At 36.6% G+C, this 23,207-nt stretch carries 34 protein-coding genes and 2 pseudogenes; 21 read left to right on the top strand and 15 right to left on the bottom strand.

Translation table 11 applies throughout. The features are described 5' to 3' along the window. Positions 1-112 precede the first annotated feature (112 nt). Both CFY87_RS00435 and mobH read right to left on the bottom strand, forming a co-directional pair. Complete coding sequence (locus tag CFY87_RS00435) at positions 113-910, bottom strand: tyrosine-type recombinase/integrase (RefSeq protein WP_094945352.1); 798 nt, start codon at positions 908-910, stop codon at positions 113-115. 126 nt (positions 911-1,036) lie between these two features. Further along, on the bottom strand, positions 1,037-2,959 hold the full coding sequence (gene mobH / locus CFY87_RS00430; RefSeq protein ID WP_094945351.1) for a MobH family relaxase: 1,923 nt from the start codon (positions 2,957-2,959) through the stop codon (positions 1,037-1,039). Between the two features lie 303 nt (positions 2,960-3,262). Here mobH and CFY87_RS00425 point away from each other — a divergent pair, with 303 nt between their 5' ends. Continuing rightward, a complete protein-coding gene (locus CFY87_RS00425) occupies positions 3,263-4,372 on the top strand; it encodes an AAA family ATPase (RefSeq protein WP_094945350.1) in 1,110 nt (369 codons plus the stop codon). Between the two features lie 88 nt (positions 4,373-4,460). Next, positions 4,461-4,724 carry a PIN domain-containing protein gene (locus tag CFY87_RS12015; RefSeq protein ID WP_236757309.1) on the top strand — a complete coding sequence of 88 codons (264 nt, stop codon included), beginning with the start codon at positions 4,461-4,463 and terminating at the stop codon, positions 4,722-4,724. A 460-nt stretch (positions 4,725-5,184) separates the two neighbouring features. On the opposite strand, the gene CFY87_RS00415 is transcribed toward CFY87_RS12015, so the two are convergent. Beyond that, the gene (locus tag CFY87_RS00415) at positions 5,185-6,198 is read right to left on the bottom strand and encodes a nucleotidyl transferase AbiEii/AbiGii toxin family protein (protein ID WP_094945349.1); all 1,014 of its coding nucleotides are present in this window, start codon (positions 6,196-6,198) and stop codon (positions 5,185-5,187) included. A 6-nt stretch (positions 6,199-6,204) separates the two neighbouring features. Further along, a complete protein-coding gene (locus tag CFY87_RS00410; RefSeq protein ID WP_094945666.1) occupies positions 6,205-6,801 on the bottom strand; it encodes a DUF6088 family protein in 597 nt (198 codons plus the stop codon). Between the two features lie 357 nt (positions 6,802-7,158). Between CFY87_RS00410 and CFY87_RS00400 the strand changes: the two genes are divergently transcribed. From CFY87_RS00400 to CFY87_RS00360, 10 genes and pseudogenes are all read left to right on the top strand, one after another. Beyond that, positions 7,159-7,533, top strand: a complete 375-nt coding sequence (locus tag CFY87_RS00400; RefSeq protein ID WP_236757308.1) for a TrbM/KikA/MpfK family conjugal transfer protein — start codon at positions 7,159-7,161, stop codon at positions 7,531-7,533. A gap of 128 nt (positions 7,534-7,661) precedes the next feature. Next, positions 7,662-7,802, top strand: a complete 141-nt coding sequence (locus CFY87_RS12010) for a ParA family protein (protein ID WP_236757307.1) — start codon at positions 7,662-7,664, stop codon at positions 7,800-7,802. Positions 7,803-7,832: 30 nt separating this feature from the next. After that, complete coding sequence (locus CFY87_RS12005) at positions 7,833-8,114, top strand: hypothetical protein (protein ID WP_172539980.1); 282 nt, start codon at positions 7,833-7,835, stop codon at positions 8,112-8,114. 185 nt (positions 8,115-8,299) lie between these two features. Further along, positions 8,300-8,539: a hypothetical protein gene (locus tag CFY87_RS00390; RefSeq protein WP_094945348.1), complete on the top strand. Its 240-nt coding sequence runs from the start codon at positions 8,300-8,302 to the stop codon at positions 8,537-8,539. A 96-nt stretch (positions 8,540-8,635) separates the two neighbouring features. Further along, positions 8,636-9,477: pseudogene (locus CFY87_RS00385) on the top strand (Fic family protein). Between the two features lie 46 nt (positions 9,478-9,523). Next, positions 9,524-9,730 (top strand): hypothetical protein, encoded by a 207-nt coding sequence (locus CFY87_RS00380; RefSeq protein WP_094945346.1) that lies wholly within the window; start codon positions 9,524-9,526, stop codon positions 9,728-9,730. Between the two features lie 63 nt (positions 9,731-9,793). Beyond that, positions 9,794-10,063 (top strand): type II toxin-antitoxin system TacA family antitoxin, encoded by a 270-nt coding sequence (locus CFY87_RS00375; protein ID WP_094945345.1) that lies wholly within the window; start codon positions 9,794-9,796, stop codon positions 10,061-10,063. A 74-nt stretch (positions 10,064-10,137) separates the two neighbouring features. Beyond that, complete coding sequence (locus CFY87_RS00370; protein WP_236757306.1) at positions 10,138-10,578, top strand: GNAT family N-acetyltransferase; 441 nt, start codon at positions 10,138-10,140, stop codon at positions 10,576-10,578. 117 nt (positions 10,579-10,695) lie between these two features. Beyond that, positions 10,696-10,959, top strand: coding sequence for a type II toxin-antitoxin system TacA family antitoxin (locus CFY87_RS00365; RefSeq protein ID WP_011609927.1), 264 nt, complete (start codon positions 10,696-10,698; stop codon positions 10,957-10,959). A gap of 1 nt (position 10,960) precedes the next feature. Continuing rightward, entirely contained in the window at positions 10,961-11,428 is a 468-nt protein-coding gene (locus CFY87_RS00360; protein ID WP_094945343.1) for a GNAT family N-acetyltransferase, read from the top strand. A gap of 213 nt (positions 11,429-11,641) precedes the next feature. On the opposite strand, the gene CFY87_RS11610 is transcribed toward CFY87_RS00360, so the two are convergent. The 10 genes from CFY87_RS11610 to CFY87_RS00320 all read right to left on the bottom strand — a co-directional run bounded on the left by CFY87_RS11610 (position 11,642) and on the right by CFY87_RS00320 (position 15,850). Then, positions 11,642-11,785, bottom strand: coding sequence for a hypothetical protein (locus CFY87_RS11610; RefSeq protein WP_158216592.1), 144 nt, complete (start codon positions 11,783-11,785; stop codon positions 11,642-11,644). Position 11,786: 1 nt separating this feature from the next. After that, positions 11,787-12,020, bottom strand: coding sequence for a hypothetical protein (locus tag CFY87_RS00355; protein ID WP_094945342.1), 234 nt, complete (start codon positions 12,018-12,020; stop codon positions 11,787-11,789). Positions 12,021-12,132: 112 nt separating this feature from the next. After that, positions 12,133-12,435: a DUF2442 domain-containing protein gene (locus CFY87_RS00350; RefSeq protein ID WP_075294105.1), complete on the bottom strand. Its 303-nt coding sequence runs from the start codon at positions 12,433-12,435 to the stop codon at positions 12,133-12,135. After that, complete coding sequence (locus CFY87_RS00345) at positions 12,404-12,658, bottom strand: DUF4160 domain-containing protein (RefSeq protein WP_094945341.1); 255 nt, start codon at positions 12,656-12,658, stop codon at positions 12,404-12,406. The genes CFY87_RS00350 and CFY87_RS00345 overlap by 32 nt, the downstream gene beginning before the upstream one ends. A gap of 107 nt (positions 12,659-12,765) precedes the next feature. Then, entirely contained in the window at positions 12,766-13,734 is a 969-nt protein-coding gene (locus tag CFY87_RS00340; protein ID WP_094945340.1) for an ArdC family protein, read from the bottom strand. Between the two features lie 77 nt (positions 13,735-13,811). Then, complete coding sequence (locus tag CFY87_RS00335) at positions 13,812-14,639, bottom strand: hypothetical protein (RefSeq protein WP_094945339.1); 828 nt, start codon at positions 14,637-14,639, stop codon at positions 13,812-13,814. A 100-nt stretch (positions 14,640-14,739) separates the two neighbouring features. Continuing rightward, positions 14,740-14,907 (bottom strand): hypothetical protein, encoded by a 168-nt coding sequence (locus CFY87_RS11605; protein WP_157856879.1) that lies wholly within the window; start codon positions 14,905-14,907, stop codon positions 14,740-14,742. Beyond that, positions 14,904-15,149 (bottom strand): hypothetical protein, encoded by a 246-nt coding sequence (locus CFY87_RS00330; protein ID WP_011609922.1) that lies wholly within the window; start codon positions 15,147-15,149, stop codon positions 14,904-14,906. Before CFY87_RS00330 ends, CFY87_RS11605 begins: the two co-directional genes overlap by 4 nt. After that, entirely contained in the window at positions 15,146-15,403 is a 258-nt protein-coding gene (locus CFY87_RS00325; protein WP_236757305.1) for a hemophilus-specific protein, read from the bottom strand. Before CFY87_RS00325 ends, CFY87_RS00330 begins: the two co-directional genes overlap by 4 nt. 96 nt (positions 15,404-15,499) lie before the next feature. Beyond that, a complete protein-coding gene (locus CFY87_RS00320) occupies positions 15,500-15,850 on the bottom strand; it encodes an ATP-grasp domain-containing protein (RefSeq protein WP_094945338.1) in 351 nt (116 codons plus the stop codon). Positions 15,851-16,257: 407 nt separating this feature from the next. Here CFY87_RS00320 and CFY87_RS00315 point away from each other — a divergent pair, with 407 nt between their 5' ends. The 9 genes and pseudogenes from CFY87_RS00315 to CFY87_RS00275 all read left to right on the top strand — a co-directional run bounded on the left by CFY87_RS00315 (position 16,258) and on the right by CFY87_RS00275 (position 22,085). Continuing rightward, positions 16,258-16,668 (top strand): TIGR03757 family integrating conjugative element protein, encoded by a 411-nt coding sequence (locus tag CFY87_RS00315; protein WP_236757304.1) that lies wholly within the window; start codon positions 16,258-16,260, stop codon positions 16,666-16,668. Between the two features lie 25 nt (positions 16,669-16,693). Next, a complete protein-coding gene (locus CFY87_RS00310) occupies positions 16,694-17,596 on the top strand; it encodes a TIGR03756 family integrating conjugative element protein (protein ID WP_236757320.1) in 903 nt (300 codons plus the stop codon). A 10-nt stretch (positions 17,597-17,606) separates the two neighbouring features. Further along, a complete protein-coding gene (locus CFY87_RS00305; protein WP_094945335.1) occupies positions 17,607-19,607 on the top strand; it encodes an integrating conjugative element protein in 2,001 nt (666 codons plus the stop codon). Between the two features lie 62 nt (positions 19,608-19,669). Further along, positions 19,670-20,107 carry a hypothetical protein gene (locus CFY87_RS00300; RefSeq protein WP_011609916.1) on the top strand — a complete coding sequence of 146 codons (438 nt, stop codon included), beginning with the start codon at positions 19,670-19,672 and terminating at the stop codon, positions 20,105-20,107. A 122-nt stretch (positions 20,108-20,229) separates the two neighbouring features. Continuing rightward, positions 20,230-20,469, top strand: a complete 240-nt coding sequence (gene vapB, locus CFY87_RS00295) for a type II toxin-antitoxin system VapB family antitoxin (protein ID WP_011609915.1) — start codon at positions 20,230-20,232, stop codon at positions 20,467-20,469. Continuing rightward, positions 20,469-20,870 carry a type II toxin-antitoxin system tRNA(fMet)-specific endonuclease VapC gene (gene vapC / locus CFY87_RS00290; protein ID WP_011609914.1) on the top strand — a complete coding sequence of 134 codons (402 nt, stop codon included), beginning with the start codon at positions 20,469-20,471 and terminating at the stop codon, positions 20,868-20,870. Before vapB ends, vapC begins: the two co-directional genes overlap by 1 nt. 140 nt (positions 20,871-21,010) lie before the next feature. Next, positions 21,011-21,274, top strand: coding sequence for an antitoxin (locus tag CFY87_RS00285; protein ID WP_094945334.1), 264 nt, complete (start codon positions 21,011-21,013; stop codon positions 21,272-21,274). Positions 21,275-21,603: 329 nt separating this feature from the next. Next, positions 21,604-21,750 (top strand): annotated as a pseudogene (locus CFY87_RS00280) (PIN domain-containing protein); the annotation flags it as partial. Between the two features lie 26 nt (positions 21,751-21,776). Continuing rightward, complete coding sequence (locus CFY87_RS00275; protein WP_094945333.1) at positions 21,777-22,085, top strand: hypothetical protein; 309 nt, start codon at positions 21,777-21,779, stop codon at positions 22,083-22,085. 122 nt (positions 22,086-22,207) lie between these two features. Here the strand turns inward: CFY87_RS00275 and CFY87_RS00270 are convergent, their stop codons facing one another. After that, positions 22,208-23,179, bottom strand: a complete 972-nt coding sequence (locus CFY87_RS00270) for a conjugal transfer protein TraG N-terminal domain-containing protein (RefSeq protein WP_236757303.1) — start codon at positions 23,177-23,179, stop codon at positions 22,208-22,210. Between the last annotated feature and the right edge of the window lie 28 nt (positions 23,180-23,207).

Below are 23,207 nucleotides of genomic sequence, written 5' to 3'. Positions count from 1 at the left end.
CTTTCACTATAAATACCCAGCCGATACACGTGACTGATTAGCCCTGTAGCATATCAATATTTTTCCGATCTTACACAAAATCTAGAGTTTGTAAAGGCTGGATAGTAATATTTTATAATAAATCTGAGTTCACTTTTTCTCTAAGCATTTCAACATCACTTTCGATATAAGTTAATGTAACTCTTACATCTTTATGTCCAAGTAATTGTTTTGCAACATAAAGATTATCTGGATTTTTCATCAGATTGGTTGCTACAGTATGTCTGAAACGATGAGGAGAAACTTGAAAGCCTAACTTATTTGAAATTACTCTAAAAAGGTGACTTATTTGATATTCTGTTGTAATTTGACCTTTATATCGAGTTTTGCGAAATATATTAATATTAAATAACTGAGAATCAGAAGACTGTTTATATTTTCTTAGTTCAATAACTAATCTTTCAATATAAGGGAATAATCTATCTGAAATAGGAATACAATGATATTCATGATTTTTATTAATCTCTGGAGAAATATGAATAACTTTCTGATATAAATCAACATCACCTATTTTCAACCGAAGTAATTGGGCTCGGCGAATTCCAGTAAAACGAAATGTATTAACTAACGCTTGGATAAACCACTGGGGCTTCAATACTTTTGGTAAATTTTCTTCACCACTAAGAAAAAAGTCTAATTTTATTAACTGTCGTTCAATAAGAATTTTTCTTTTTGGTTTCCCTACTCTTAAAAATAAATTATTACAAGGATTTTCCTTATAAAGGAGCAAATCATTCTCAATCCCAAATTTATAAAGACACTTCAAATGTCGTAAATAACTATTCCAAGTAATCGGCTTAATTCCTTCACCTACAACGTTATTGCGCCAATTAAGCAAATGAGTACGCGTAATTTCATTCGGATAAATCACATCACAATGTTTACATAATTGCCGTATTGCTTTTTCATAGCTTTTCTTCGTATCTAGGCGTAAATACTTGTGAAAAAAAATTGTTGTAATAATAACTCAAATGTTGTGCAGGTATTTTGCATAGCTTTACTCCTCTAGTAATAGATGTCTATTATTGATTAAAATCTTATCACCAAAAAATAATCTGGTATTTGGAACAAGATAGCCCACTAAGAAGGATTCTTTTTTTGGACCTATCACCTTACAACGCCAAAAGTTTATGGTGTCATTTTTGATAATTCGCTTTCTATGCAAGCCGAGTGCTTGAAATTCATATTGTAAATTATTTATACACTCTTCATCATAAGATTCCCCTTTTTCTTGTAAATATAGTTCAAAGGAACTTGGACTAACAATAAACAAGCAATCATTAACAATATGAACTTTTGCTGTGCGATCATTAAATGTGAGTTGTTTTTTAAACAGTTTATCTTTTAACCAATCTACAAATTTCTGCCCTTCGGATTTTAAATGTGTGTCGTCATTTGTTGGAAGCTTTGGAATAGCATTTGCTTCGACTTCGATATGCGTATTCAAATTCTCCGGCTCAGATTTTAATATCATTGTTGTTCCAGCTTCAGCGTCAGCAGAGGGGATATTCATCACTTGTTGCTCGTTGTTATCGCTGAACATATTTAGTAAAAAATCAACACTGTTATTATCACAATTTTCTACAACTGCTTCAGGATTTTGAGATGGATTCAACGATTGAAGTGCGGTATTTTTTTCTTGTAAATTTGAAGTAAGTTCTATATTCTCTTTTCTATTTATTGGCACAGTATCCTGTACTTCATTTACTGTATTTGATATTTTTTCCTCCGCTTCATTTTCTTTTTCTACAACACAAATTGTTCCGGCAAATAATTCAGGACGATCATCAATGTTATCCCAAATTACCTCGGGTTTAATGCGTAATAAACTGAACTTGTCTTTAGGCTTCCAACCTGCGTCTGCACGTAGTTGACAATACCAAATCGCAGTCCCCTCTGATGTACTTTCAATGACTTGATGAGCCTGCATTTCATCAAACAACTTGCGATTATCACCTGGCACACTAATCCCCTGCCCCATCAAATAAGCTCGAATTTGATCAGCGGTGGTTTTACTCATTAGCCACAATCCCTCTTCCGTAAGCCAACCATCTCCCGGACCTTTAGAGCTAATTTTGAATTTTTGTGAAACTAAATAGCGTAAAGCCAAAATAAGTTGTTTCGCAAAGGAAATGACGGGTTTCTGAACCAATTTAGTAATATCGCCACCTAAAGCCAATGCTACACTATTTTGATCAGCTTTTTGTACAATTTCAGCCAATACGTTGGCTTTATCATAATGTCCTGCCATGGCGTACATTAATGCTGAAAATACCTCCGGGTAGGTTGCCACCCAATCGAAGATTTCTTTAGAGATTAGCTGATTAGCAACAAATCCCCCTAATACAGGGTGGAGTTCATAATCTCTCTGCTTAATGTATCTAAATTTGTAAGGCAATGTTGGTATGCCATTCCAAGTAAACCAACGTTTTCCATCTTGTAGCTGTATTTCAATATCCACGATGGATTTCCCTATATCGTGAACCAAGGCTGAATAAATCACTGCCGCAGTCCAAGCATCTTTTTGTTTTGCTTGCTCTTCCGGTGCGGCATTTAATGGTAAAACATAGTTTTCACGTAACTTAGCCGCAAACGAAATCACTTCTAAACCGTGATCTAACATACCACCTAAATGGGCGTGATGATGTGACTCTGAGGCAGGTAATAGTTGAACCATTTCGGCATAACGTTCAATGGGTTTTTGATACAAATGCTCAAACATTTCTCTTGTCATTGAGACTTGTTGCCAGAGCAACCCAAGATAGTGCTGTCGTAATTCCGTATTAAGTAATTCTTGGGCAGAATAAGGCGTAATCCAACCCTCTATATCTTGTCTTTCTTGCCTCTGTACTGCATTTTCTTTCTTAATGTTAGACGTATTTGACTTTGATTTAAAAAATTGTATCAGCGATTTGAACATTCAAATATCTCATAAAAAATAAATAACGCAAGAAAAGGCCATTTAGCCCTTTGGCCTTTTCGGGTAAGACCTTTCCCCTTGGAAAGGTTACCCTTAAATCCCTTAGGGGATTTCCCTTAAGCCTTTTCCCTTTTGGGGAAAATACTTACTCTAAATTTATGTAAGTAACAATCCTCAATTATCTTTGTATTGTAAACAAAAAAGCCTAATAATCCCTTATGAAATATGAGGATCCAGCCTTTACAAACTTTTTAAATGGCGTAGTATAAGCATATCACTAACAGATTTAAGATAGGATAAATAATGCTTTCCTTAAAGAATATCAACTTCAAAGGTGTTAAGGGTATAAACGAACTTGAATTAACATTATCAGACAATCCAATTAACGTATTGATAGGTACAAACGGTATCGGGAAGACAAAAGCACTTGAAGCACTCTATACATTATTAATCTTTACAAACACAGCCTTTCAAAAATATGCAATGTATGGTAAGGATGTTGTTTTTAATGAATGCTTGATTGCTAATGAGCAGGTGATTCGTATAGATAATACTGAAAGTTATACTTGTATTAATCAATTTTTCACTAACAATAAACTCTCCCACTCCTATCCTGTTATATTTATTGCTGCACAAAATCGAGGAAAAATAAAGAGTGAAAACAGTAATAGTATTTCACCTTTAGGAAATGCTGATACACGTGCATATAACTATTTCAGACATATTATTCGTTCTATGGAAAATGATTTTTCATCTCTCAATATGGATATGCCTATTGAAGAATGGATTATTCAACGTGCAAATTCGTCAACAAGTTATCAAGATGAAGAAGATAATAGAGAGTTAGAATTAATATCGTTATTGAAGATTTTAAATAAAATTGATGAGCGAATTAGTTGTGATAAATCAACGTTAAAAATATCAGGAGATAATCAAGTCTCCATTCTAGTTGATGGAAAAAAAACAAAACTAAGTGCTCTCAGTAGTGGCTTTGCATCACTGATAAAAATAATCCAATCTATTATTGCAGGTTATTCATTTTTCACAAATAGCCGACAGATAGAAAATGTCGAAGGATATGTATTAATTGATGAAATAGAGAGTCACCTACATTTAGAATGGCAAACGAAAATTTTGCCTATTCTATCTGAAGTATTTCCTTACACTCGTTTTATCATAACAACACATTCTTCTTTAATTCTCTCTCAGCTATATACCGGTTCTGCGTCTCGCCTAGTGCATGAAGGTAGTAAGATTATTAATGAAGATATTCCTAATGCAAGTAATTTTGCTCTAATTGATCTCCTACAAGAGGCTTTTGATATCGATCTGAATCAAATCAAAATTAGTTCAACAACAGCTAAACATCAAGAACGTGCTAAAAAAGCAATCTTAGATTTATTAGGAGCATAAAATGAGTGGCGTTTTACTCGATGCAAATATTCTTATTGATGCCTTAAATGATAAAGGCAGTGAGTAAGCTAGAAAATTAAGAATGCTAATGGAAGATGAAAATGCCGTCGTTTTCATTACTCCCTTAATTAGCTATGAAGTATTACGTGGTCTTTCTTGGGAAGATAAAGAAACTTATCAAAAGGTAAAAACAATCATTGCTTCATTTTCATCACTTAATATTGATCATAAAATTACGAATTTAGCAAGTGAACTGTTTCGATTTGAAAAATATGAACGTAATCAACATGGTCAAGAGACTAAGAAAATTGATAAACACAATTTTGATATAATCCATTTTTTCAACGGCTAAAATTCATAATCTAAAATTTATTTCAAGTGATAAAGATATGCAAAGCTGGGATAGACTATATCAGAAGATCCAACACTGATTAGTATATAGGAAGACTTAGGGACTGAGAAGATAGCAATCGTTGATTAGCTGGCCCCTTTGCGAAAGCGATAACCCCAATTTAAGCGATTGGGGTTTATTTTTATTCTTCTGCTTCAATGTTATCTTTTTCTATAATCATCTCTTCCCATTCATCTTCTGCTAAAACTTGCCAATAATTACAGATCCGGCCGTCTTCAAATTTTTCTCATACGCCTGTAACAGCTTTTCAAAAATATGTAATGTATGGTAAGAATGTTGTTTTTAATGAATGCTTGAAATATTACTTATTATAAGTTGACCTTAGTTTGCTTCTTCGAATCCTATCCTTATTTTACGACCGAAAGGCATTTACCTTGTCAAAAGACAAAAATTTATTGAATTAATTTTTATATGAGTTTATTTTCATTTCAATCTCTTTCATTCTATCAATGACGTATTCAAAAGTGAATGTATTACTATCATAGATCATTCCCGCATTATGCATTTCATTATAATCTTTTTGTAACTCTAATAGATTATTTTCATTTGGGATTAATATAAACTTATTATTTAAGCAATCATCGTAATTCGCATAACTAGAATTGAAAAAAATAGACTTGTGGTCTACAACATCTTTTAGTAAATCATAATTATCAATAGCTAACTTACCTATATCTTGTTCATATAATTTGACTAAATCGTACCAATGTCTTGATAAACGTTCCGCATTTTGTCTTATTCCTCGGCGACATTCTACATGAATTAGTGTGGCCTTTTCCCAAAAAGTTCTCTGTGGAGATAAAACGACAACATTGGGTTTTGGAAAATGAACAAGTTGATTTTCTGTCGCAATATAAGGTCTAACGACATGGGTCTCATTGGGATTGATGACATTACGTCCGCCTAACTCAATCAAAACATCTTCCTTCACATATTGGTTAGACTGGCTTGTTGACAATACAGAAGGATAACCTATCCAAATTTTCTCACCTGAATCATCAGTATTTAAATAACAAGCCTGTGGTAATTCTTTTAGAGCAGATTTTAACGCCGGAACAACCACGCCATTTCGATATTCTTTAACAGCCTCTTTAAGTTTTTCACTAAATAATTTAGCCTTAGTTTTGCTCATGTTAGGAGAGAATGAACCGGGAATATCAAAAAAACGATAATCTAGAGTAATATCAACATCTTCTGAAAATCGATTAATTGCTCCAAATACTTTAGATAATGAAGTGTCTCCTTTGAAAGCCATAGGGTGTCTATTTGGAATATTGAAAATAATATCTAAAACCCAACATAACCAAATATCCTTTTCAAGGACAATATCACGCATAGATAATTTATCACTATAGTATTGGAGAATTTCTCTCTGTTCATTAGTTGATATATCAAAATATGATTCTTTTCCCATAATTATCTATACTTGTAATTCTGTTTCACTAATAACATTGTACATCCAATTTGTTAAATTCGCATTTCTTAACGTAGTAAACTCTTCAGTACTAAGATACGATTTTAACGTAGAAATCACTGAAGGAGTAACTAGATTACGTCCAAGATACCATAATGCGGATATTGCCAATCCTATTTTGGTTCCGGCATATTGAAGTTTTCTTTGATTGGAGGTATGTATCATCTGCACTTCTTTATTACCAACCTTAATTTTTCGGGTTGCACCATTAGTATAAAAAATAGTTTTTGTTGGCATTTGTGTACTAAGGTTAAACTGTCTTGCAGCTTCTGCACCATGAACTTGTATCGTTTCACTATTTTGTTGAGAAATAACTTCTATTACTGCTTCAATATTAATTGGAACATTACCGACAAATCTGTTTTTTATAGGGCGGAAAAAAAGTCCTCTAGCAGCTCGTTCAATTTCACCTTTTTGAACCATTCGAGAAAGTGTTTTATCTATTACGCTTCTATTTCCAAACTCTAGAAAGTCTCTAGATGAAAAAATTTCTCCTTGCTTAAAATGATTAATTTTTTTCTTAATTTGTTGAGTGGTAGTCATATTATTTAGTCCTTTAGTCATAAAAACAAATATAATTTCTGACATTTTAGCATGTAAAAAAAACGAAATCAAAGACATTTGACCTTTTAGCTTATTCGCAAGCTCTACTGCAACTTGGGAAGACTTAGGGACTGAGAAGATAGCAATCGTTGATTAGCTGGCACGTTATTTTTTATCGTATACCCCTTAATGATAACATTTGACTCTATTTTATCTAATGCTAACAAAAATAAAACAAACCTAGCCGCATTATCCAATCCGCTAGAACCATACTCTCCTTTTAAATAAAAACTGGAAGATAAATAAACATAACACAAGTTCTCTTTATCAAACTCTTGAATTATATAGACATAGCCGGTGTCTTCATTAAAAACGATATGTAATTTAGATAGACGAACCCCATCTAATATTTGTCTTGCATTATGCAGTATAAGTCAGATAAGTTATGCTGTAGATGAATTAACTGGTGATACTAAAACCGCCTGTGAAGTTCTACTCTGCTTATCCTCACCAAAGGATGCGGCGAAAACACCAGAATGTCATCCTCCACTTAAAAAGTTTTATTCTATCAAAGCTAAAAAATGGAAAGACACATTAAAGAAACGGAAAAATTTCTTAAAACTTTGTCCTGATTCAAATGATAGCTCAATCAATAATGCCCTATCGGTAAAATGCGAGACTAAAAAACATCTTTTTAGACGTAGTACTTGTGATTTAAATAATTTGAAATAAATTTAACATAAAAGCATAAATATTTATTTATGCTTTTATTGAAAAAAATAAAAGCATATTTATTGTTTTATGTTTTTATTGTGTTACTATAAGCATAAAAATGTAAATATGTTTTTATGAGGTGACAAATGAAAGTTATATCTGTACTAAGTCAGAAAGGGGGAAGCGGTAAAAGCACTTTATCAATCAATATTGCTCGTTGTCTGCAACTTAAAGGCTTTGATGTTGCATTGATTGATACCGATCCGCAAGCATCCGCGCGTGAATAGAATGCGCTTACCGGTGATGATTTTTTCCCGGTGTTTGCTTGTGATAAAGGGCTCTCCGAAAAAGAAATCCGTGCGCTTGGTCGCCAAGCGGATTTTTTAATCATTGATGGTGCGCCACGTATTGAAAAAGCCATGACCGATTCGATTAAACTTGCCGATTACATTCTGATCCCACTGAAACCATCACAATTTGATATTTGGGCATGCAAAGATTCGATAGAGCTAGTGCAAGCACGTATGCAAATTGATGATAAGCTCAAAGCCGGGTTAGTCATCAGTCAAACGAATAAGCAAGCAGACAAATTTAGCTAAAGAAGTTATTGAATTTATCAACGAAAACTTTGAAATACCGTTATTAAAGGGTAGTACGGCGGTACGCGTCAGCTATGCAGAAGTCTTAAGTTCCGGTAATACGGTTTTTGAAAGTCAGTCTAAAGAAGCGAAAGCAGAGATTAATCAAATCACAAATGAAATTTTAACTGCACTAGGAGTTCAATATGAGTAAATTAACAAAAGGCACACTAAGTAAATCCGGGCTTTCTATGGGTAGCATTGAAAAAACGGCTATGCCACAGTTAAAGGAAGAAGTAAGCATAGTAGAACAAAGAACAACTATCATGATTCCCGTGAATGTTTACAAAGCTGCTAAAAAGTATGCTTTACTCAATGATATTAAACTTAAAGAGTATTTTAATAATTTACTTACTCAAGATTTACAAGATAAAGGTATGCTATAAAAATATTTAAGTACAGAAAATATTTTTAACATATACACAATAAAATTTTACATAAAAGCATTTATGAATAAATATGTTTTTATGCAAGGAGTATAAATGACTACAGTAGATGAGTTGAAAAAAATATTGGATTCAAAGCGCCCACTTGATCCTGTTACAGCAAAATCCTTACAAGATGATTTTATGTTGCGTTATAACCAAGCGTCTAATGCGATTGAAGGCAACCAGCTCACTTTAATTGAAACCCGGGTATTACTGGAAAATGGGATTACGGCCAAGGGGAAACCGTTTAAAGATCACCTGGATGTAATCAACCACAGAGAAGCCATTAATTACCTATTGGATATAGTGAAAGAGAAAGAATCACTATCCGAACGCCATATTAAAGAATTTAATGCGTTGTTACTGAAAGGCACAGAGAAAGAAATTTATGCCGGCAAATACCGCAGTGTACCGGTAACGATTCAAGGTGCGGAGCATATTCCCCCACAGCCTTATTTGTTACAAAACGCCATGGAACGATTGATTGAACAAAATCGCCTGGATAAAGAAAACCAAACGCCGGCACTTGAACGAATTGCGAAACTCCATGCGGATTTTGTTGGGATTCATCCTTTCGTTGATGGCAACGGGCGCACCGGGCGTTTAATTATGAATCTTGAACTGATGAATGCCGGATACAGTATCGCCATTATTGAGCCGACGGATAGGGAAAACTATTACAACGCGCTAGCAAACGCAGATAAGGGCGATTATCAATCCATTACCCGGTTACTCAAAGATTCCGTACAACGTTCGATAGAACGTGAATTACAGGTAATCTATCCGCAGTGGCAAAAGGACTATCCTAAACTTGCCTATGAAGTTGCGAAAAAAAGGAAATAGCCGAAAAAAAGCCTGAAATTTCCTTAAATAAGGAACAGGAGAGAACACTATGAGTTATTATCTTTGCAATTATAGGGATGATTTTTTAAAGGAGTATTTATGAAAGGCTATGAAATTACACTAGAAGATAAATGGCAAGATTTTACGAAACTGAAAGTAGATGAAAAAGGTATTGTAATAAGTGCCGAACCATATCAAACAGAGGTATGGAAAGGAGCATTAATTCCGATTTCTCAACAAAAAATAGGTGATTTATGTATGATTCATCATTTACCACATATTGAATATGGTTACCTATTTTTATAAAATCCCCATTGAAAAGTACACACAAACACCGTACAATCAATTCCTTAAAAAGAGGATAATGTTATGCCAGCAACAGCGAGATTTGAAGCAAGAATTAATACTGAGATACAATCCTTATTAAAGCGTGCCGCAACCCTTGAAGGACGCAGTTTAAGTGATTTTGTGATTAGTGCGGCACTGTCGGCAGCGAAAAAAACCGTGGAAAAAAATGAACTTATTCATCTTTCTATCGCTGATCAGCAGTGTTTTGCAGAAGCATTGATTTCCCCTCCTTCGCCAAATCAAAAAATGCAAGAAGCACTTCATTTAAGTACATCATTATTGGGGGAATAATGCTCCCCCCTATCCGGATCACCGCATTTGATAAAGACTGTCTACGAGATCAATTTGATTGTGGCTCACGTCCCTTGAATCTCTATTTACAAAAACCGGTTTCACAAGATATCAAAAGGCGTATTGCTTCTTGCTTTACTGTCATTGATGAAAATAAACGTATTTTAGGCTACTATACTTTAGCCTCAACAAGCATTCCTCTTGTCGATCTCCCTGAGAACCTTAAGAAAAAATTACCCCGTTATCCTAGTGTTCCGGCGGTTTTACTTGGACGCTTAGCCGTTGACAAGCAAGTAAAAGGCTATGGTTTAGGAAAGGCTTTACTCGGTAATGCATTAAAACGCATTATTCGTTCTGATATTGCTGCTTATGCATTGATTGTTGATGCCAAAGATCAAAGTGCGATGGATTTTTATCAACAATTTGGATTCATTCCTTTCTCTAATGAGGCTCACAAACTGTTTTTTCCATTAGCAAACCTCAATATTCATTTAAAAATAGAAGCCCAAACTTAATCTTCAACAATTTTTGAACACCAATAGTGGTGAAACCATATCATACCATTGAATATACAATAGATATACATTATAATTTGTGTATTGATTGTGTATTAATAAACTATGGAGATTCTCATGCGTACCGCTGCAATTAACCTACGAGTCCAGCCAAAGCAACGTGACTTAATTGATTATGCCGCTTCATTACTCGGAAAAACACGTTCTGATTTTATGCTTGATGTTGCTTGCACTTATGCACAAAACGTGATTTTAGACAGAACAGTTTTTCAGCTTGATGAAGGAAAATTCAATCATTTTATTGAAGTACTTGAACAGCCTAATTTACCTAATGCCGGGTTGGAAAAATTAATGGCAACTCATTCACCTTGGGAATCATAAAATGTATTCAGCACCTGAGCTATTAACACATCATCACAATTTAGATGCATTTAATTGTGGTGAAGAGTCATTAAATATTTGGCTTAAACGTCATGCACTTAAAAACCGGCAAAACCGAGCAAGTAGAACATTTGTGATCTGCAATGAAAATGTCGTTGTTGGCTTCTATGCACTAGCGGCAGGTTCAGTGACGCATCGGTTTGTATCCGGAGCATTAAGACGTAATATGCCTGAGCCTATTCCTGTTGTTGTTTTAGGAAGATTAGCTATAGATATAAAACATCAAGGAAAAAAATTAGGTGCTGCATTACTTAAAGATGTTGTACTACGAGCAAGAGCTGTGTCAGAACAAGTTGGAGTAAGAGCTTTGCTCGTACACGCTTTAAATGATAAAGCAAAACAATTCTATCTCAATTATGGTTTTCAACCTTCACCAATTGATGATATGTTATTGATGTTGAAGTTGTGATTTTACCTCATTAATTGGTTAAGGAAAAAATTTGAATTAACAGCAAAATAAGTCATTGTAAATTCTCTTAGCCATTATTTCTGCACTTTGACTAAAAAAGTGGTTGCTGCCAAATTATAATTTTATTGTTGGTATACCTTATGCCTATAAGGTAAATGTACCCCATGGGTGAAAAGAATATACGACACCGAAGTGTCGTATATTTAAGTTAAATTAATGACTTGAGCCTAATTTCTTAGCTTTTAAGTCATCGTGCTGTTTTCTAGTAGATTCTTCGAGTTTTGAAGCCCCATAAGCGGCTAAACAGCCTATAATTGCTAAAATCGCTAAACCTACAGATAATCCAATAGGGTTCACATTATTTCTCCTCTGATAAGCGAATTATAACTTGTCGAAAGTATCGTCCAACAGTCAAAAATGCCATTACAACTACGCTCAGCAATACAATATTAAATATTCTAAAACCTAAACTGTAATTGCTATACAGCATAACAGGAACAGCTAGAATTGCAACTTTTGCGATATCATCACTCATTTTTGACCATGCTTCCAAAGTCGAAATTTCAAATGGAGGTTTAAATAACCTGAACATAATGCTCCTTATTTTTAATTAAAATAGGGATACACTATGCCCAAGGGAATAATGTATCCCCTTGGGGTTAAAGGAATATTGCAACCAATATTCCTTAATCTTTAATAGCGTTTTAGGCTGATGGCAACGTTAGCCCCTTACGAATAAGATAATCTTTCATTGACCAATCAGGATTAAACTCGCGTTTTCCTTGTAACAATCCATTAATAGATAAATTCAAATCAAGCTCCCACCAATGAATGCCTTCTCCTGTTGGAGATAGCTCATAGTTCTCTCTTTCCGCTTGAGAAGCATTTTGTAATTTAGGAAACCAATTAAAAGGTACACCTAATACTCTTCCATCTTGCAAGGTAATTTGAAATGAATCCTGATTAATGGATACTTTAGTGGCTATCGCTAATGTTGAAAAAGTCATTCCACACCTCTACGATAAAATGTTCATATTTTTGTAAATAGTTACATATTTCTTTTATCTCTTTTGACGAAAAACCATAGACATATGCTACGGATATTGGGTTTAACCATACCTTTGCTGTTTTACCTGCCTTATCAATATGAACATGAACAGGCTCTAATGGTAATCCCTCATTTGAATAAAAGTATATTTTGTAACCTCTATAAGTTAAAACAATTGGCATAGTGTACTCCAATTCAATAAAAAAAGGGATACACTATGCCCAAAGGGATAAATGTATCCCCACGGGGTTAAAGGAGGGTTGCAATTTGCAATATTCCTCAATTTTTATTACGCTGCCTCAGCAAAATATTTTTCGTATTGTTGCTGAACGTTAAGCGCCTCCATCATGTATTCACACGCATTACGTGCAAGTCCGGAGGCTTTAAAAATTGCGCGTTTATCCTCCTTTAATACGTTAATCCAGCTCCCAATATAAGCTGCATTTTGTGGTACTTCATTGAAACCTAAATGAGCACAGACGAATGCGCTACCCATTTCAGCAACAAGCTCTTCAAAAGCATAAACTTTATTACCAAATTTAGCTTTACCGGACGCAATACCTTCACGATTTAAGCGTTTTGGATGCCCTGTTGCATGTGTCATTTCATGAAGTAATGTGCCATAAAAACCGGTTTCTGAATTGAATTGTTTCATTTCCGGCATAACTACTTTATCCTCGGAGGAACGATAGAATGCTTGATTACCCGGTATAATTTTTACATCCAAATCCATCCCTTTGATCATCTGCCGAATTTCAGCAAATAAGGTGTATTGCACTGTCCCGGTATCTGAGTTTTTTACCGGTTCAGTTTCATACATTGAATTTGGTAGTCCATCACATTGCTCAATATTAAATACAGCATGTCTTTTAAGTAGAGCAAAATGCTCCATTTCTGGGTTACCATCATCATCCAATATTGTATTCCCCTCATCATCAAGTTTTTCTCGATCAACCGGGCGATAGTTTACAATAATAGTAGCTTTTTCACCCTTGCGCACGTGACCGCCTAATTTATTTGCCGCCTGTGCGGTGAGCCATTTGCTCTGTTTATAACCTTTTTCAGCACTTGCCATCCAAAGAAGTAATATATTGACGCCGGAGTATAAGCGACCGGATACTGCATTCTTAGGCAACGCAAGGTTATAATCAGGGCTATTCCAGGGTTTTAACCATGGGGTAGCCCCTTCTTCTAAGCATTTGATGATGCGATCAGTAATTTCTTGGTAAATATCTTTTTTCTGTGTTGAATTTTTCATAGCTGTTCTCCTAAATAAAAAGGGGAACCGCTCCACAATCGGAGATGTTCCCCGATTGGGTTGAAAAGGAAGTTAATTTATTGAGGTTGACGTAATTGCGTTAAACTCGTCAACTTTTGTGCAAAGGTTCTCGCTTCACGAATGGCATCAAGGATTAAATAACGTCGATTACCCCCGTAAGCGGTATCCTTACTCAAGTAAGTACACCAACTCAAAGAACTCTCACCCATTTGAATATTGAGTTCTTTGTGATATACCGTGGCGCTTAAATCAACGATTTTCATGCCGCTCAAGATTGCTTCGCAAAATTTATTGGTATCTTCATAGCCAAAATCTTCTGAGCTAAAATAGCCATAATGAAAAGGCACGGGTTCAACTGTAAATTCAATGCGATACTGTTTGGTGTTAATGGTGCGACGTTTTTCTTCCGGTTCAATATACATCGACTCCAGCAAACGATAACCGAGACGTTCCAGCATTATTGAGGTGCCTTTAATATATTCACCTAAATCCGCAATAAAGTTGTCCCAGATTTCTCTGAATATGGCTTTATCTTTGTTGCGAATACCTCGAAAGTAAAACGCTTCTTCCGCCGGACGAGCATCAAGCGTCATCGTATTATAATGTGAATAACGATAACCGAAATGATTACGCGTAATCTCAAGCACATTGAAATACTCATTCGCCCCGATATATTCGGCAATAAATGCAAATCGGCGATAGGCTTTCTCTGTTTTTTCAGGATAAATGTGTTGATACAAATTAATCCAATCATCAGAATAAAGCCGACCATAAAAAGCAACACCATCGCCTTGGCTATAAGAAAGTGAACTTTCAATAGTTAATTCACTTGGAAAGCCTGCTTCAACTAATTTATTGTCAAAATAAGTGTGTAAAATGTTCATTGTGTTTCTCCAAAATAAAAAAGGGAAACACGCTTCCCAAAGGGAACTCTGTTTCCCTTTGGGGTAAAAGAAAAGACCTTAAGCGGTTATCGCTAAGGTGTTATTGTGAAGAGGAATGGGATTCAGAGGCTTTTTTAACGCTTGACGATTTATCATCACGCATTAAATCTGCCTTAATCTCGTCCCAACTCGCCCAGTATGCAAGTCCGACAAACGTGCCAACTAAAAGTGTAAATGAGCTTAACATAAAGAAAAGTGCCCAGTTCATTTTGTATCTCCTTTTAGATTCTTTGCCTTGATCGTGGCATAATTAGCACAGATATGCCCTATTATCCACATAATTAAACCAAAAAGAAAGAGTAAAAAGCCCTCAAGGAAGGAGATATTATCGGAAGGTAACACAATCCCGACAATACCAACCCCCATTAAATATGCCGACTTTCGTAAATCATTGCTCAATCGACTAAATACTTCAGGCCGTAAATTACTGATACTTTTTTTGATGCTCATCTTGTTCGCCCTCCTGAGACCAACAAGGTATTTTCATCTTTCTGAGTTACCTCCAAAAAACGAAAATGTAAGCCGTGTTTTGCCGGCATTTTTTGCAAAAATATGACCGCACTTTCACCGGGTTGACGAGTCACCCATGCTACTTTCGCCTTCTGAATAATTTCATCGGCTAAGGCTTGATGTGGCTTAATCCCGGATTGTTGATATTTCGGCATATAATCTCCGATTGCCGAAAGTAAAATATCTACCTTCATTGTGTTTCTCCTCTAACTTATCAGGGAAACACAATCTTCCTTTCCGGGGAAAATGTGTTTCCCCAAAGGAAGTAGCAAGGTTAACTAAACCTCAGTTTAGTAATACCAAAATAAGATAGCGGCGGACAACGCCCCCATCAATAAGCCGATTAAACTCATTGAAAGGACAACTTTTAAATGACGTCGCTTAAGTTTTTCAATTTCTTCACAATACGAAATTTCTTGTTGCTGATGCAACATTTCGTGAAAGGCTTCCTGCTCGGCCAAACGTCGCTGAACATCGTCTTCAATACTGTGATGAACTGCTTGGCTAACGCCGGATAATTTGTTTCGTGCAAAAACGACCACTTTGCCTAAACCACGTCCTACAATATAGGAAACAGATTTTTGGGCTTTTTCAGGTTGTTGAGATGACCCAAAAGGATCGAAAGGAAGTGAGTTATTCATAATGAATTCTCCATTGACGTTAAAAATACGTTCAAGGAGAAATACCCGGCAGGGATATTTTTCCCTGAACAGGTGAGATAAAAAACACATTCACAGTGTAATCACTGAAACCTCTTTCAGAATGCTGAGGCTATTTCGGCAATGAACACAACTACCACAGCGGGCTAGTCCGTTGCTATTTCAGGCGTTCTGCAACGTTTTAAGGGCTACAGATGTAGCCGACTTAATAAACTCATTATACAAAATTCATCTCTATGAAAAATCCTTTTTTACAATTTTTTTTCAGAATAATTGTTTTTATTTCAAAGAGAATTAATTATTCAGTTCATTTTGGAAGTCCGCTAAGGTTGAGCTATTTCTCTTTCATTTGGTAAAAGGTCATGATAAAGCGAACGCTCCTTTTTTGTTTGGGCATAAGTATATCTGCTTGGGCTGAGCTTCCAAGCGAAGTCAATATTACTGTTTTCAGCACGCAAGCCTACCCTATTCAAAATGCTCAATTAGCTCACCGCCTTTACCATCTCGACAGTGTAGAACAATGGGAAGAACAGCTTAGCCAAACTTTAAGTTCCAATCCGGCACAAGCGGAAAATCAAGCCAAAGCGTTCTTTCAACGTCCCGATAGCCAAACAAAAATTCGCGAATTACAACAGGCTTATCAAGGTGTAATTTTGGGTTGGCAAATGGGCATTCGCAAAGTACCCGCTGTGTTATTTGACAGTCCACAACTCGGTCAAGCGGTGGTTTATGGCGTGACTGATGTGCAACAGGCAATAACACTTTGGGAACAATGGATATCTCAAAAAGGGGAGAAATAAGGTGATACAAAAATACCCTCAAAAACTGACCGCACTTTGTACTGCACTGACCTTTGCCACAACGGTACAAGGTGAGATTAATACGGCAACCATTATGGCATCAAGTGCTTCAACCGGTTGTTTAGACTACAAAGTGGTTGGCACCTGTTTTTGGTTATTTTGCACTTATTTCGGTTGTAAGGTTAGAACCTCAACCAAAGTACGCCACTTTTTACCGGAAATGGTCGTATCTGCCTATAACCACGATGGGCAAAACCCGTGGTCGGAAATGAATGTGGTAACTCAAGGGGTCAAAGGCGGTGAGTATCGCTCCCCACAAAAAAATTACAGCCAACTTACCTTCAAAAATGCCACCGCACTTGGCCATCCTCAAGGGGCGATTGGCAACTTGTTAAAAAGTACAGGCTATTATTGCCAAACTCAGACAACCCCATTTATGCCGTATTTTTTAAGCAGTTTAGACTATTTTGCTTGGCAACAAAATTTGCCCGAGATGTTTTACCCCGAAGCACTCACACCGGGAATGCGTGAGGTGCGTTCAGAGTTGGAGATGTGGGGAAATATATTTCCTCGCAGTGGTGCGGTAACACAAGTTGATGATTATAAGGCATCCGCCGTTATTGCACAGCGTGTTGCTGACATTGTTACCCGCACCGGGCAAGTCCATATTTATCAACCTGTGGCTAGAACAGGCGGTGCGGGGACTTGGTATCTAAGGCCTGTCAAAGAAGGCAATGCCAATAATCATAAATGGCAACAACTTTTCCCCGAGATGCAACAATCTTGCAGTGCATTCCCTGATACGCCACCGACAATGTTATCTGAAAAAGGCAATTATGCCTGGGCGTTATGGCGTCCTTATAAATGCTGTAAGCGTCGCGGGCAAACCTTTTTATACAGTATTGATTGGTCTAACGATAACGAATAAAGGAAACAAAATGAAACGACTCAATAAAGTGAGTATTGCTATACTTTTCGCACTCAGTATTTCGCCCATTTATGCAGAGACTTCTCTGTTAGATAACCTTCAATTCAACAAATCAGACTCTGTGTTATCCGATCAAATTTACTATCAAATTGGCGGCGGTTCGGGCTATATGACACCACCGACACGGGCAAAATCCCTCAAAGCCATTGAATTTGGGATTGGTTGGAAAGCCAATTTAATGTGCGGTAATTTTGACATTAAAACCACCGTAAAAAATCAATTAAACGGTATCACGGAGGGATTTAAAGATTTAATGAGCAATGTGATAGAATCGGCAAAAGGTGCGGTAGCCAGTCTTCCTGCTATGGTTATTCAACGTGCTAACCCGCAACTTTATGACATTTTGACTAATGGAGTGTATCAGGGGCGGCTTGATTTTAATCGTCTAAAAACCAGTTGTGAGGCTATGTCGAAACAACTCGCTGACTATACGCTAAATGGGCGTTGGGCAAAATCGGCGGATTTGGAAAATTACAAAAGCATTGTAGCCAGCGAACCCGATGCCCAAAAAGCACAGAAAAAATCGGAAGACAACAAAGGGAAAAATGGCAAGGAATGGATTGGCGGCCAAAAACGTGGAGGCGAAAAACAAGAACAAATCAAACTGATTGAAGATGTCTCTCAAGCAGGTTACAACCTCTTACATAACCGCAACGCCTTGGACAAAAAACCACTTCTAGGGCCATCTTGTACCGGGGCAACCTGCCAAATATTCGATTCGCCACAAAAACTCTCCGACTTTTTAACCCGAACTATTGGAGAACAATCTATTTCTACCTGTATTGAAGACTGTGGTCCGAAAACCAGCTCAAAAGCGGGGGTCGGACTCGCTCCTGCGATTGAAGAAGAAAATCTGCGAACCGTAGAGAAACTTGAACAAGTGCTGAATATGGACACGCCAAGTAAAGAAATACTGGCTGAACTGAGTTCGAATACCATTCCTGTTACACGGGGACTGATTGAAGCTTTGCGTGAAGATCCCGACGTAGAACTGCTTAGCCAACGTTTGGGTGCTGAAATCGCTACAGCTAAAGTCATGGAAAAAATGCTATTGGCTCGCCGAGCAATACTTGCCGGAATGCGAGAACCCTATGTCGCAGCCGATAAAAATGCACAGGAGGAGCTGGAAAAAGCTTTAAATAAAATTGACTTGGAAATCTCTCAAGTCAAACTTGAAATGGATATGCAAAAAATGCTCACCAGTAATACAGCATCTGTCGTGATTCAAAATAAACTCAACCGTGAAGCCAATGTGGGGAACCATGGAGAAAGCTATGACAACGTGGATAAACGAGTCAATGACTTAGCTTACGGCTCACCAAATGCCGAAGATCATATGGAAGTAAGCGATATTGCATTACCTCGACGAAATATTACTCTAGATATTCCAACTGTGAGTAATATTGCACCTTATAAACCGCCTTATAAACCCGGTAGTCAAGGCGGCATTTATTCAGGAAGTTATAATCCTATAGCACCAATTAAGGGTTCTTCGCTTGATCAAGCTACAGGATTATTACGAAAATTTGAGGGATTCATCAGTAAAGCTGATTGGGATGTAAACGCACATCGTGTAGGCTACGGTTCAGATACCATTACTAAAGCTGACGGCACGGTGATCAAAGTACAACCCGGAATGACCGTAACCAGAGAAGATGCAGAGCGTGATTTAGCTCGAAGAACCCAACTCTACACGAACCAAATCAAACGAGAGATTTCAGAACAAACGTGGAATGGTTTATCTGATCGTGCTCAAGCTGTATTAACCTCTTATATTTATAACTACGGAACACTGAATAAGACCAAAAGTGTCATTAGTGCTGCACAAGCCTCAGCACAATCAGGAGATATGACCGCATTGGCCAATGCAATTAGAAGACGTCAAGTGGACAATAAAGGCGTCAATGCAAGACGCCGAAATCAAGAAGCCGATTACATTCTAGGCAAATAGACTATATTCCGTACAAATAATATGGTATAACGTTTAAAACATTTCTACTTTAGGAGAAAAATATGAGACATAAAAAACTACTTTTTTCAACATTAGCAATGGTCACATTTCTCACGATAATGCCCGTTCAAGCTGCAACAAAACCTATTTTTTCCTGCTCTACCGCACAAGGGAAAAAACTTTTAGTCGAAAAAACGGGGAGTAATTATGTATTATCTTATCAAGATCTCAAAGTAACTAACCCCATAAGTCAAATATTGGAGAGAACGAATTCTCATATCGTGAGCCGTTCAGGCTATGTGTTGTATTCACTTGAATTCAGCGATCCGAAGTATAGTTATTATATGCAATACCAAGAATCAATGGGCGATGAAAAACCACTCTTTGCAGGGCTTTTCCGAGTTGAACCAAACAGCAATAATGCCCCAACAACACTGGTAAAATGCAACTTGAAAAAACCGATTTCAAACAATTTTGAAATTAATTTAATGAATAACTAAAGATTAACTTCCTCCTAGTAATCAAAGCACGCAATAACTGAAATTGTGTGCTTTTTATTACTTTACAACACATTACATATTGCACAGTATATATAAAAATCATATACAAACGGGAGTTCAGTATGAGTATAGTTACCGCAACTGTTTTTATGAATAATAAAAACCAAGCGATTAGAATCCCTAAAATTGCCGAATTACCTGAAACAACAAAAAATGTTAATATCATTATCCAAGGTAATATGCGTATTATCACCCCTGTCAATCAGGTTTGGAATAGTTGGTTTTATGATGAACATACTATATCAGATGATTTTATGACTGATAGAGAACAGCCGCAAATGCAAGAAAGAGAATCATTCTAATGCTGAAATATATGCTGGATACGAATATCGCTATTTTTACGATAAAAAATAAACCGGTACATATGTTACCCTTATTTAATGAAAATCAATCTATGCTTTGTATGAGTTCGATTGCGTTGATGGAACTCGTCTATGGTGCGGAAAAGAGTACAAAAGTGGCTCACAACTTAGCTGTCATTGAATCTTTTTGTTCAAGATTAACGCTTCTGAATTATGATGATAGGGCGGCATATCATAGTGGGCAAATAAGGGCAGAATTAGCCAAGCAAGGACAACCTATTGGCCCGTATGACGCTATGATCGCAGGTCATGCAAGAAGTTTAGGCTTAACTATCGTAACAAATAATGTTAAAGAATTTTCAAAAGTAGAGGGATTAAAAGTTGTTGATTGGAGTAAATGAATATAAGCAATAAAATACGCCATATATTTCTATTTAAATCCTTTCTTTTCCCAAAAAATATATTAAAGAAATGGCTTGCTTTATAAATAAACAAAGCCTATGCTATGATCTATTACATTTAGACCAAGTAGAGACAAAAGATGGAACGAATTGCAAGTCTGTTCAAAAATGGCCGAAGCCAAGCAGTTAGATTACCTGTTGATTTTGAATTTAATGCGAAGCAAATTTATATCCGCAAAGAAGCAAATGGTGATGTCGTTTTATCAATGCGTTCACAACAACAATCTTCTTGGGATAAAATGTGGTCAGCTTTAGATAACCTTGATGCAGTTGATTTTTTAACTCCTGAAGAGCGTCGCCAGGAACTATCTGCTCGAGATCCCTTTGAGGGAATCAACCTGTGATATATATGCTTGATACTAATACGGTAAGTGATGTTATCCGCAAGGGATTTCTTACCGTGTCGGTTTCCTTCAAGGTAGAGGAACTAACACAATTGATAACCCGAGCGTTGACATTTACAAGAATAGACAATATGACAATACCATTGAATGTAATGTAAAAAAACCAATTAAACAAAACTTTGCGTCAACGCAGATTCAGCGAACAGGTCTCTAATCATCCAATTAAAAACTATCCTTAGAATATAGCACCTTAAGCTAGAAAGGCACATAATTAACTTTGAATAATTTGTGTGCTTTTTTACTTACCATAGCATGACAATTGTAAAGACCCAAAGGATAATCAGTTTTTAGAGGTTGCTATTAGTGCAAAAGTGATATATCTTGTTACCGGTGATAAGCGAGATTTACTCAGTATGCGTCCTTATCGTGATATTGAGATTATTTCTGTTAGTGAGTTTTTAGACAAAGCGTCATAAATTTACCTTTACGAAAGGAGGACCCAATGACCTTTTCAGAAAAAATTGGCTATAACCTTGGAAGTGTGATCAACAAATTTAAACATTGGCAGGCATCTAAATGGCTTAAAGCAGTTATTATTCTCGGCATTTTTAGCCTGTTTTTCGGTTTGTTTTATGTAATCTATCACTTATTTGCATTAATCTTCTGTTTCGCACTTTGGGTTGCATTTCAGTACCTCCCAAAAGAAAACAGCAATAAATATGAGTTTGATTACAGTCTAGATGAAGGGTATAGAGTGGGACACTCTGGTTACGGTTACTACGATAGTAACGACATAAAACTCCATGATTGATATCTGTAAATTTATCTTATTAGGTTCTAAAAAAGAGCTAATTCGCTCTTTTTTAGATTATAGTCTTAGGTTTTAGTAGTTTTGTCCCCTCAGAACCACTAGCTTGAACCTGTTTCGATGAATTAGCAAAATGACTCGCCAAATTTCCTAGCCCTACTCCAGCCCAAGACATTGACCCAATCCAAACACCCGGTAAAATCAAAAACATCGCTCCTAACACAATTACTCATAATCATATTATCGGTGTCATTTCGCAGGAAACTCCAGAACGAATCTGTATCTGTATGACTAGGTGAATGGTACATGATAGTATAAAGAGACGAATCTAACCATCTAGCCAACTCCCACCAAAATGACGTAGTTACTAATGCAAACTGCACAAACATCAACGTCACGATCGCTTTTAAAGAATAACCACTAAATATGATGACAATCGGCGTTAAAATAATAACCGCCATAATAAGTACTGCTTGGATCATCGGTAATGAATTTCGCATTGCATCAAATCCGGGATAAGCAACTAAGCTCCCCGCGGCAACACCAAGACCTGATACCGTGGATGTGACGCGATTAAGAACCGTAGGATTTAAGTTTCCACCGTACCCCTCATATACTTTCCCTCTGGAGATATTGATATTTTCAGGGCGTAATAAAGTGCGAAGTAATGCTTCATCTTGAATATTCGCATTAGTAAACATTTCCCCTAATCTCACCGTTAAATTTTGTCGCATATCTGAAAGGAGCATATCTTTTAGCCCCACTTGGCTGTCTTTCCACCATGCATCACAATGAGGGAAACCGCCTCTGCCCGTATTGGGTAGCCCCTGATCGCGGTTAGGCTCATAAGCCCAACGTTGCATCGGTTGCATTGCTCGATAACGGGGGTAAAGTTCGCTATTGTTCACTAAAATTTTCCCGCCAAGCCAGCTCACTTCTCTAGCTTGTGCCGCATTCATTGACACTTGGCTATCTAACACTTTACGACGAGCAGGCAAATAACATTGTTGCACAAATTGGCGTACTTCGGTCAACAGTGCCGGATTATTAATTTTTTCGTGTTCAAGCCTCAGCACAATCAGGAGATATGACTGCATTGGCCAATGCAATTAGAAGACGTCAAGT

This window comes from Actinobacillus seminis (genome assembly GCF_002263215.1).
GTDB classification, from domain to species: domain Bacteria; phylum Pseudomonadota; class Gammaproteobacteria; order Enterobacterales; family Pasteurellaceae; genus Actinobacillus_B; species Actinobacillus_B seminis.
Note: the sequence above shows the minus strand (reverse complement) of the source record. Positions and strands in the feature narration are given on the sequence as shown.

What these genes read in the sequence shown, in the direction of transcription:
- mobH (WP_094945351.1), bottom strand. Translation starts at nt 2,959, where the DNA reads ATGTTCAAATCGCTGATACAATTTTTTAAATCAAAGTCAAATACGTCT.
- CFY87_RS00425 (WP_094945350.1), top strand. Translation starts at nt 3,263, where the DNA reads ATGCTTTCCTTAAAGAATATCAACTTCAAAGGTGTTAAGGGTATAAAC.
- CFY87_RS12015 (WP_236757309.1), top strand. Translation starts at nt 4,461, where the DNA reads ATGGAAGATGAAAATGCCGTCGTTTTCATTACTCCCTTAATTAGCTAT.
- CFY87_RS00415 (WP_094945349.1), bottom strand. Translation starts at nt 6,198, where the DNA reads ATGGGAAAAGAATCATATTTTGATATATCAACTAATGAACAGAGAGAA.
- CFY87_RS00410 (WP_094945666.1), bottom strand. Translation starts at nt 6,801, where the DNA reads ATGACTACCACTCAACAAATTAAGAAAAAAATTAATCATTTTAAGCAA.
- CFY87_RS12010 (WP_236757307.1), top strand. Translation starts at nt 7,662, where the DNA reads ATGAAAGTTATATCTGTACTAAGTCAGAAAGGGGGAAGCGGTAAAAGC.
- CFY87_RS00390 (WP_094945348.1), top strand. Translation starts at nt 8,300, where the DNA reads ATGAGTAAATTAACAAAAGGCACACTAAGTAAATCCGGGCTTTCTATG.
- CFY87_RS00380 (WP_094945346.1), top strand. Translation starts at nt 9,524, where the DNA reads ATGAAAGGCTATGAAATTACACTAGAAGATAAATGGCAAGATTTTACG.
- CFY87_RS00375 (WP_094945345.1), top strand. Translation starts at nt 9,794, where the DNA reads ATGCCAGCAACAGCGAGATTTGAAGCAAGAATTAATACTGAGATACAA.
- CFY87_RS00365 (WP_011609927.1), top strand. Translation starts at nt 10,696, where the DNA reads ATGCGTACCGCTGCAATTAACCTACGAGTCCAGCCAAAGCAACGTGAC.
- CFY87_RS00360 (WP_094945343.1), top strand. Translation starts at nt 10,961, where the DNA reads ATGTATTCAGCACCTGAGCTATTAACACATCATCACAATTTAGATGCA.
- CFY87_RS00355 (WP_094945342.1), bottom strand. Translation starts at nt 12,020, where the DNA reads ATGTTCAGGTTATTTAAACCTCCATTTGAAATTTCGACTTTGGAAGCA.
- CFY87_RS00350 (WP_075294105.1), bottom strand. Translation starts at nt 12,435, where the DNA reads ATGACTTTTTCAACATTAGCGATAGCCACTAAAGTATCCATTAATCAG.
- CFY87_RS00345 (WP_094945341.1), bottom strand. Translation starts at nt 12,658, where the DNA reads ATGCCAATTGTTTTAACTTATAGAGGTTACAAAATATACTTTTATTCA.
- CFY87_RS00340 (WP_094945340.1), bottom strand. Translation starts at nt 13,734, where the DNA reads ATGAAAAATTCAACACAGAAAAAAGATATTTACCAAGAAATTACTGAT.
- CFY87_RS00335 (WP_094945339.1), bottom strand. Translation starts at nt 14,639, where the DNA reads ATGAACATTTTACACACTTATTTTGACAATAAATTAGTTGAAGCAGGC.
- CFY87_RS11605 (WP_157856879.1), bottom strand. Translation starts at nt 14,907, where the DNA reads ATGAACTGGGCACTTTTCTTTATGTTAAGCTCATTTACACTTTTAGTT.
- CFY87_RS00330 (WP_011609922.1), bottom strand. Translation starts at nt 15,149, where the DNA reads ATGAGCATCAAAAAAAGTATCAGTAATTTACGGCCTGAAGTATTTAGT.
- CFY87_RS00325 (WP_236757305.1), bottom strand. Translation starts at nt 15,403, where the DNA reads ATGAAGGTAGATATTTTACTTTCGGCAATCGGAGATTATATGCCGAAA.
- CFY87_RS00320 (WP_094945338.1), bottom strand. Translation starts at nt 15,850, where the DNA reads ATGAATAACTCACTTCCTTTCGATCCTTTTGGGTCATCTCAACAACCT.
- CFY87_RS00305 (WP_094945335.1), top strand. Translation starts at nt 17,607, where the DNA reads ATGAAACGACTCAATAAAGTGAGTATTGCTATACTTTTCGCACTCAGT.
- CFY87_RS00300 (WP_011609916.1), top strand. Translation starts at nt 19,670, where the DNA reads ATGAGACATAAAAAACTACTTTTTTCAACATTAGCAATGGTCACATTT.
- vapB (WP_011609915.1), top strand. Translation starts at nt 20,230, where the DNA reads ATGAGTATAGTTACCGCAACTGTTTTTATGAATAATAAAAACCAAGCG.
- vapC (WP_011609914.1), top strand. Translation starts at nt 20,469, where the DNA reads ATGCTGAAATATATGCTGGATACGAATATCGCTATTTTTACGATAAAA.
- CFY87_RS00285 (WP_094945334.1), top strand. Translation starts at nt 21,011, where the DNA reads ATGGAACGAATTGCAAGTCTGTTCAAAAATGGCCGAAGCCAAGCAGTT.
- CFY87_RS00275 (WP_094945333.1), top strand. Translation starts at nt 21,777, where the DNA reads ATGACCTTTTCAGAAAAAATTGGCTATAACCTTGGAAGTGTGATCAAC.
- CFY87_RS00270 (WP_236757303.1), bottom strand. Translation starts at nt 23,179, where the DNA reads ATGCAGTCATATCTCCTGATTGTGCTGAGGCTTGAACACGAAAAAATT.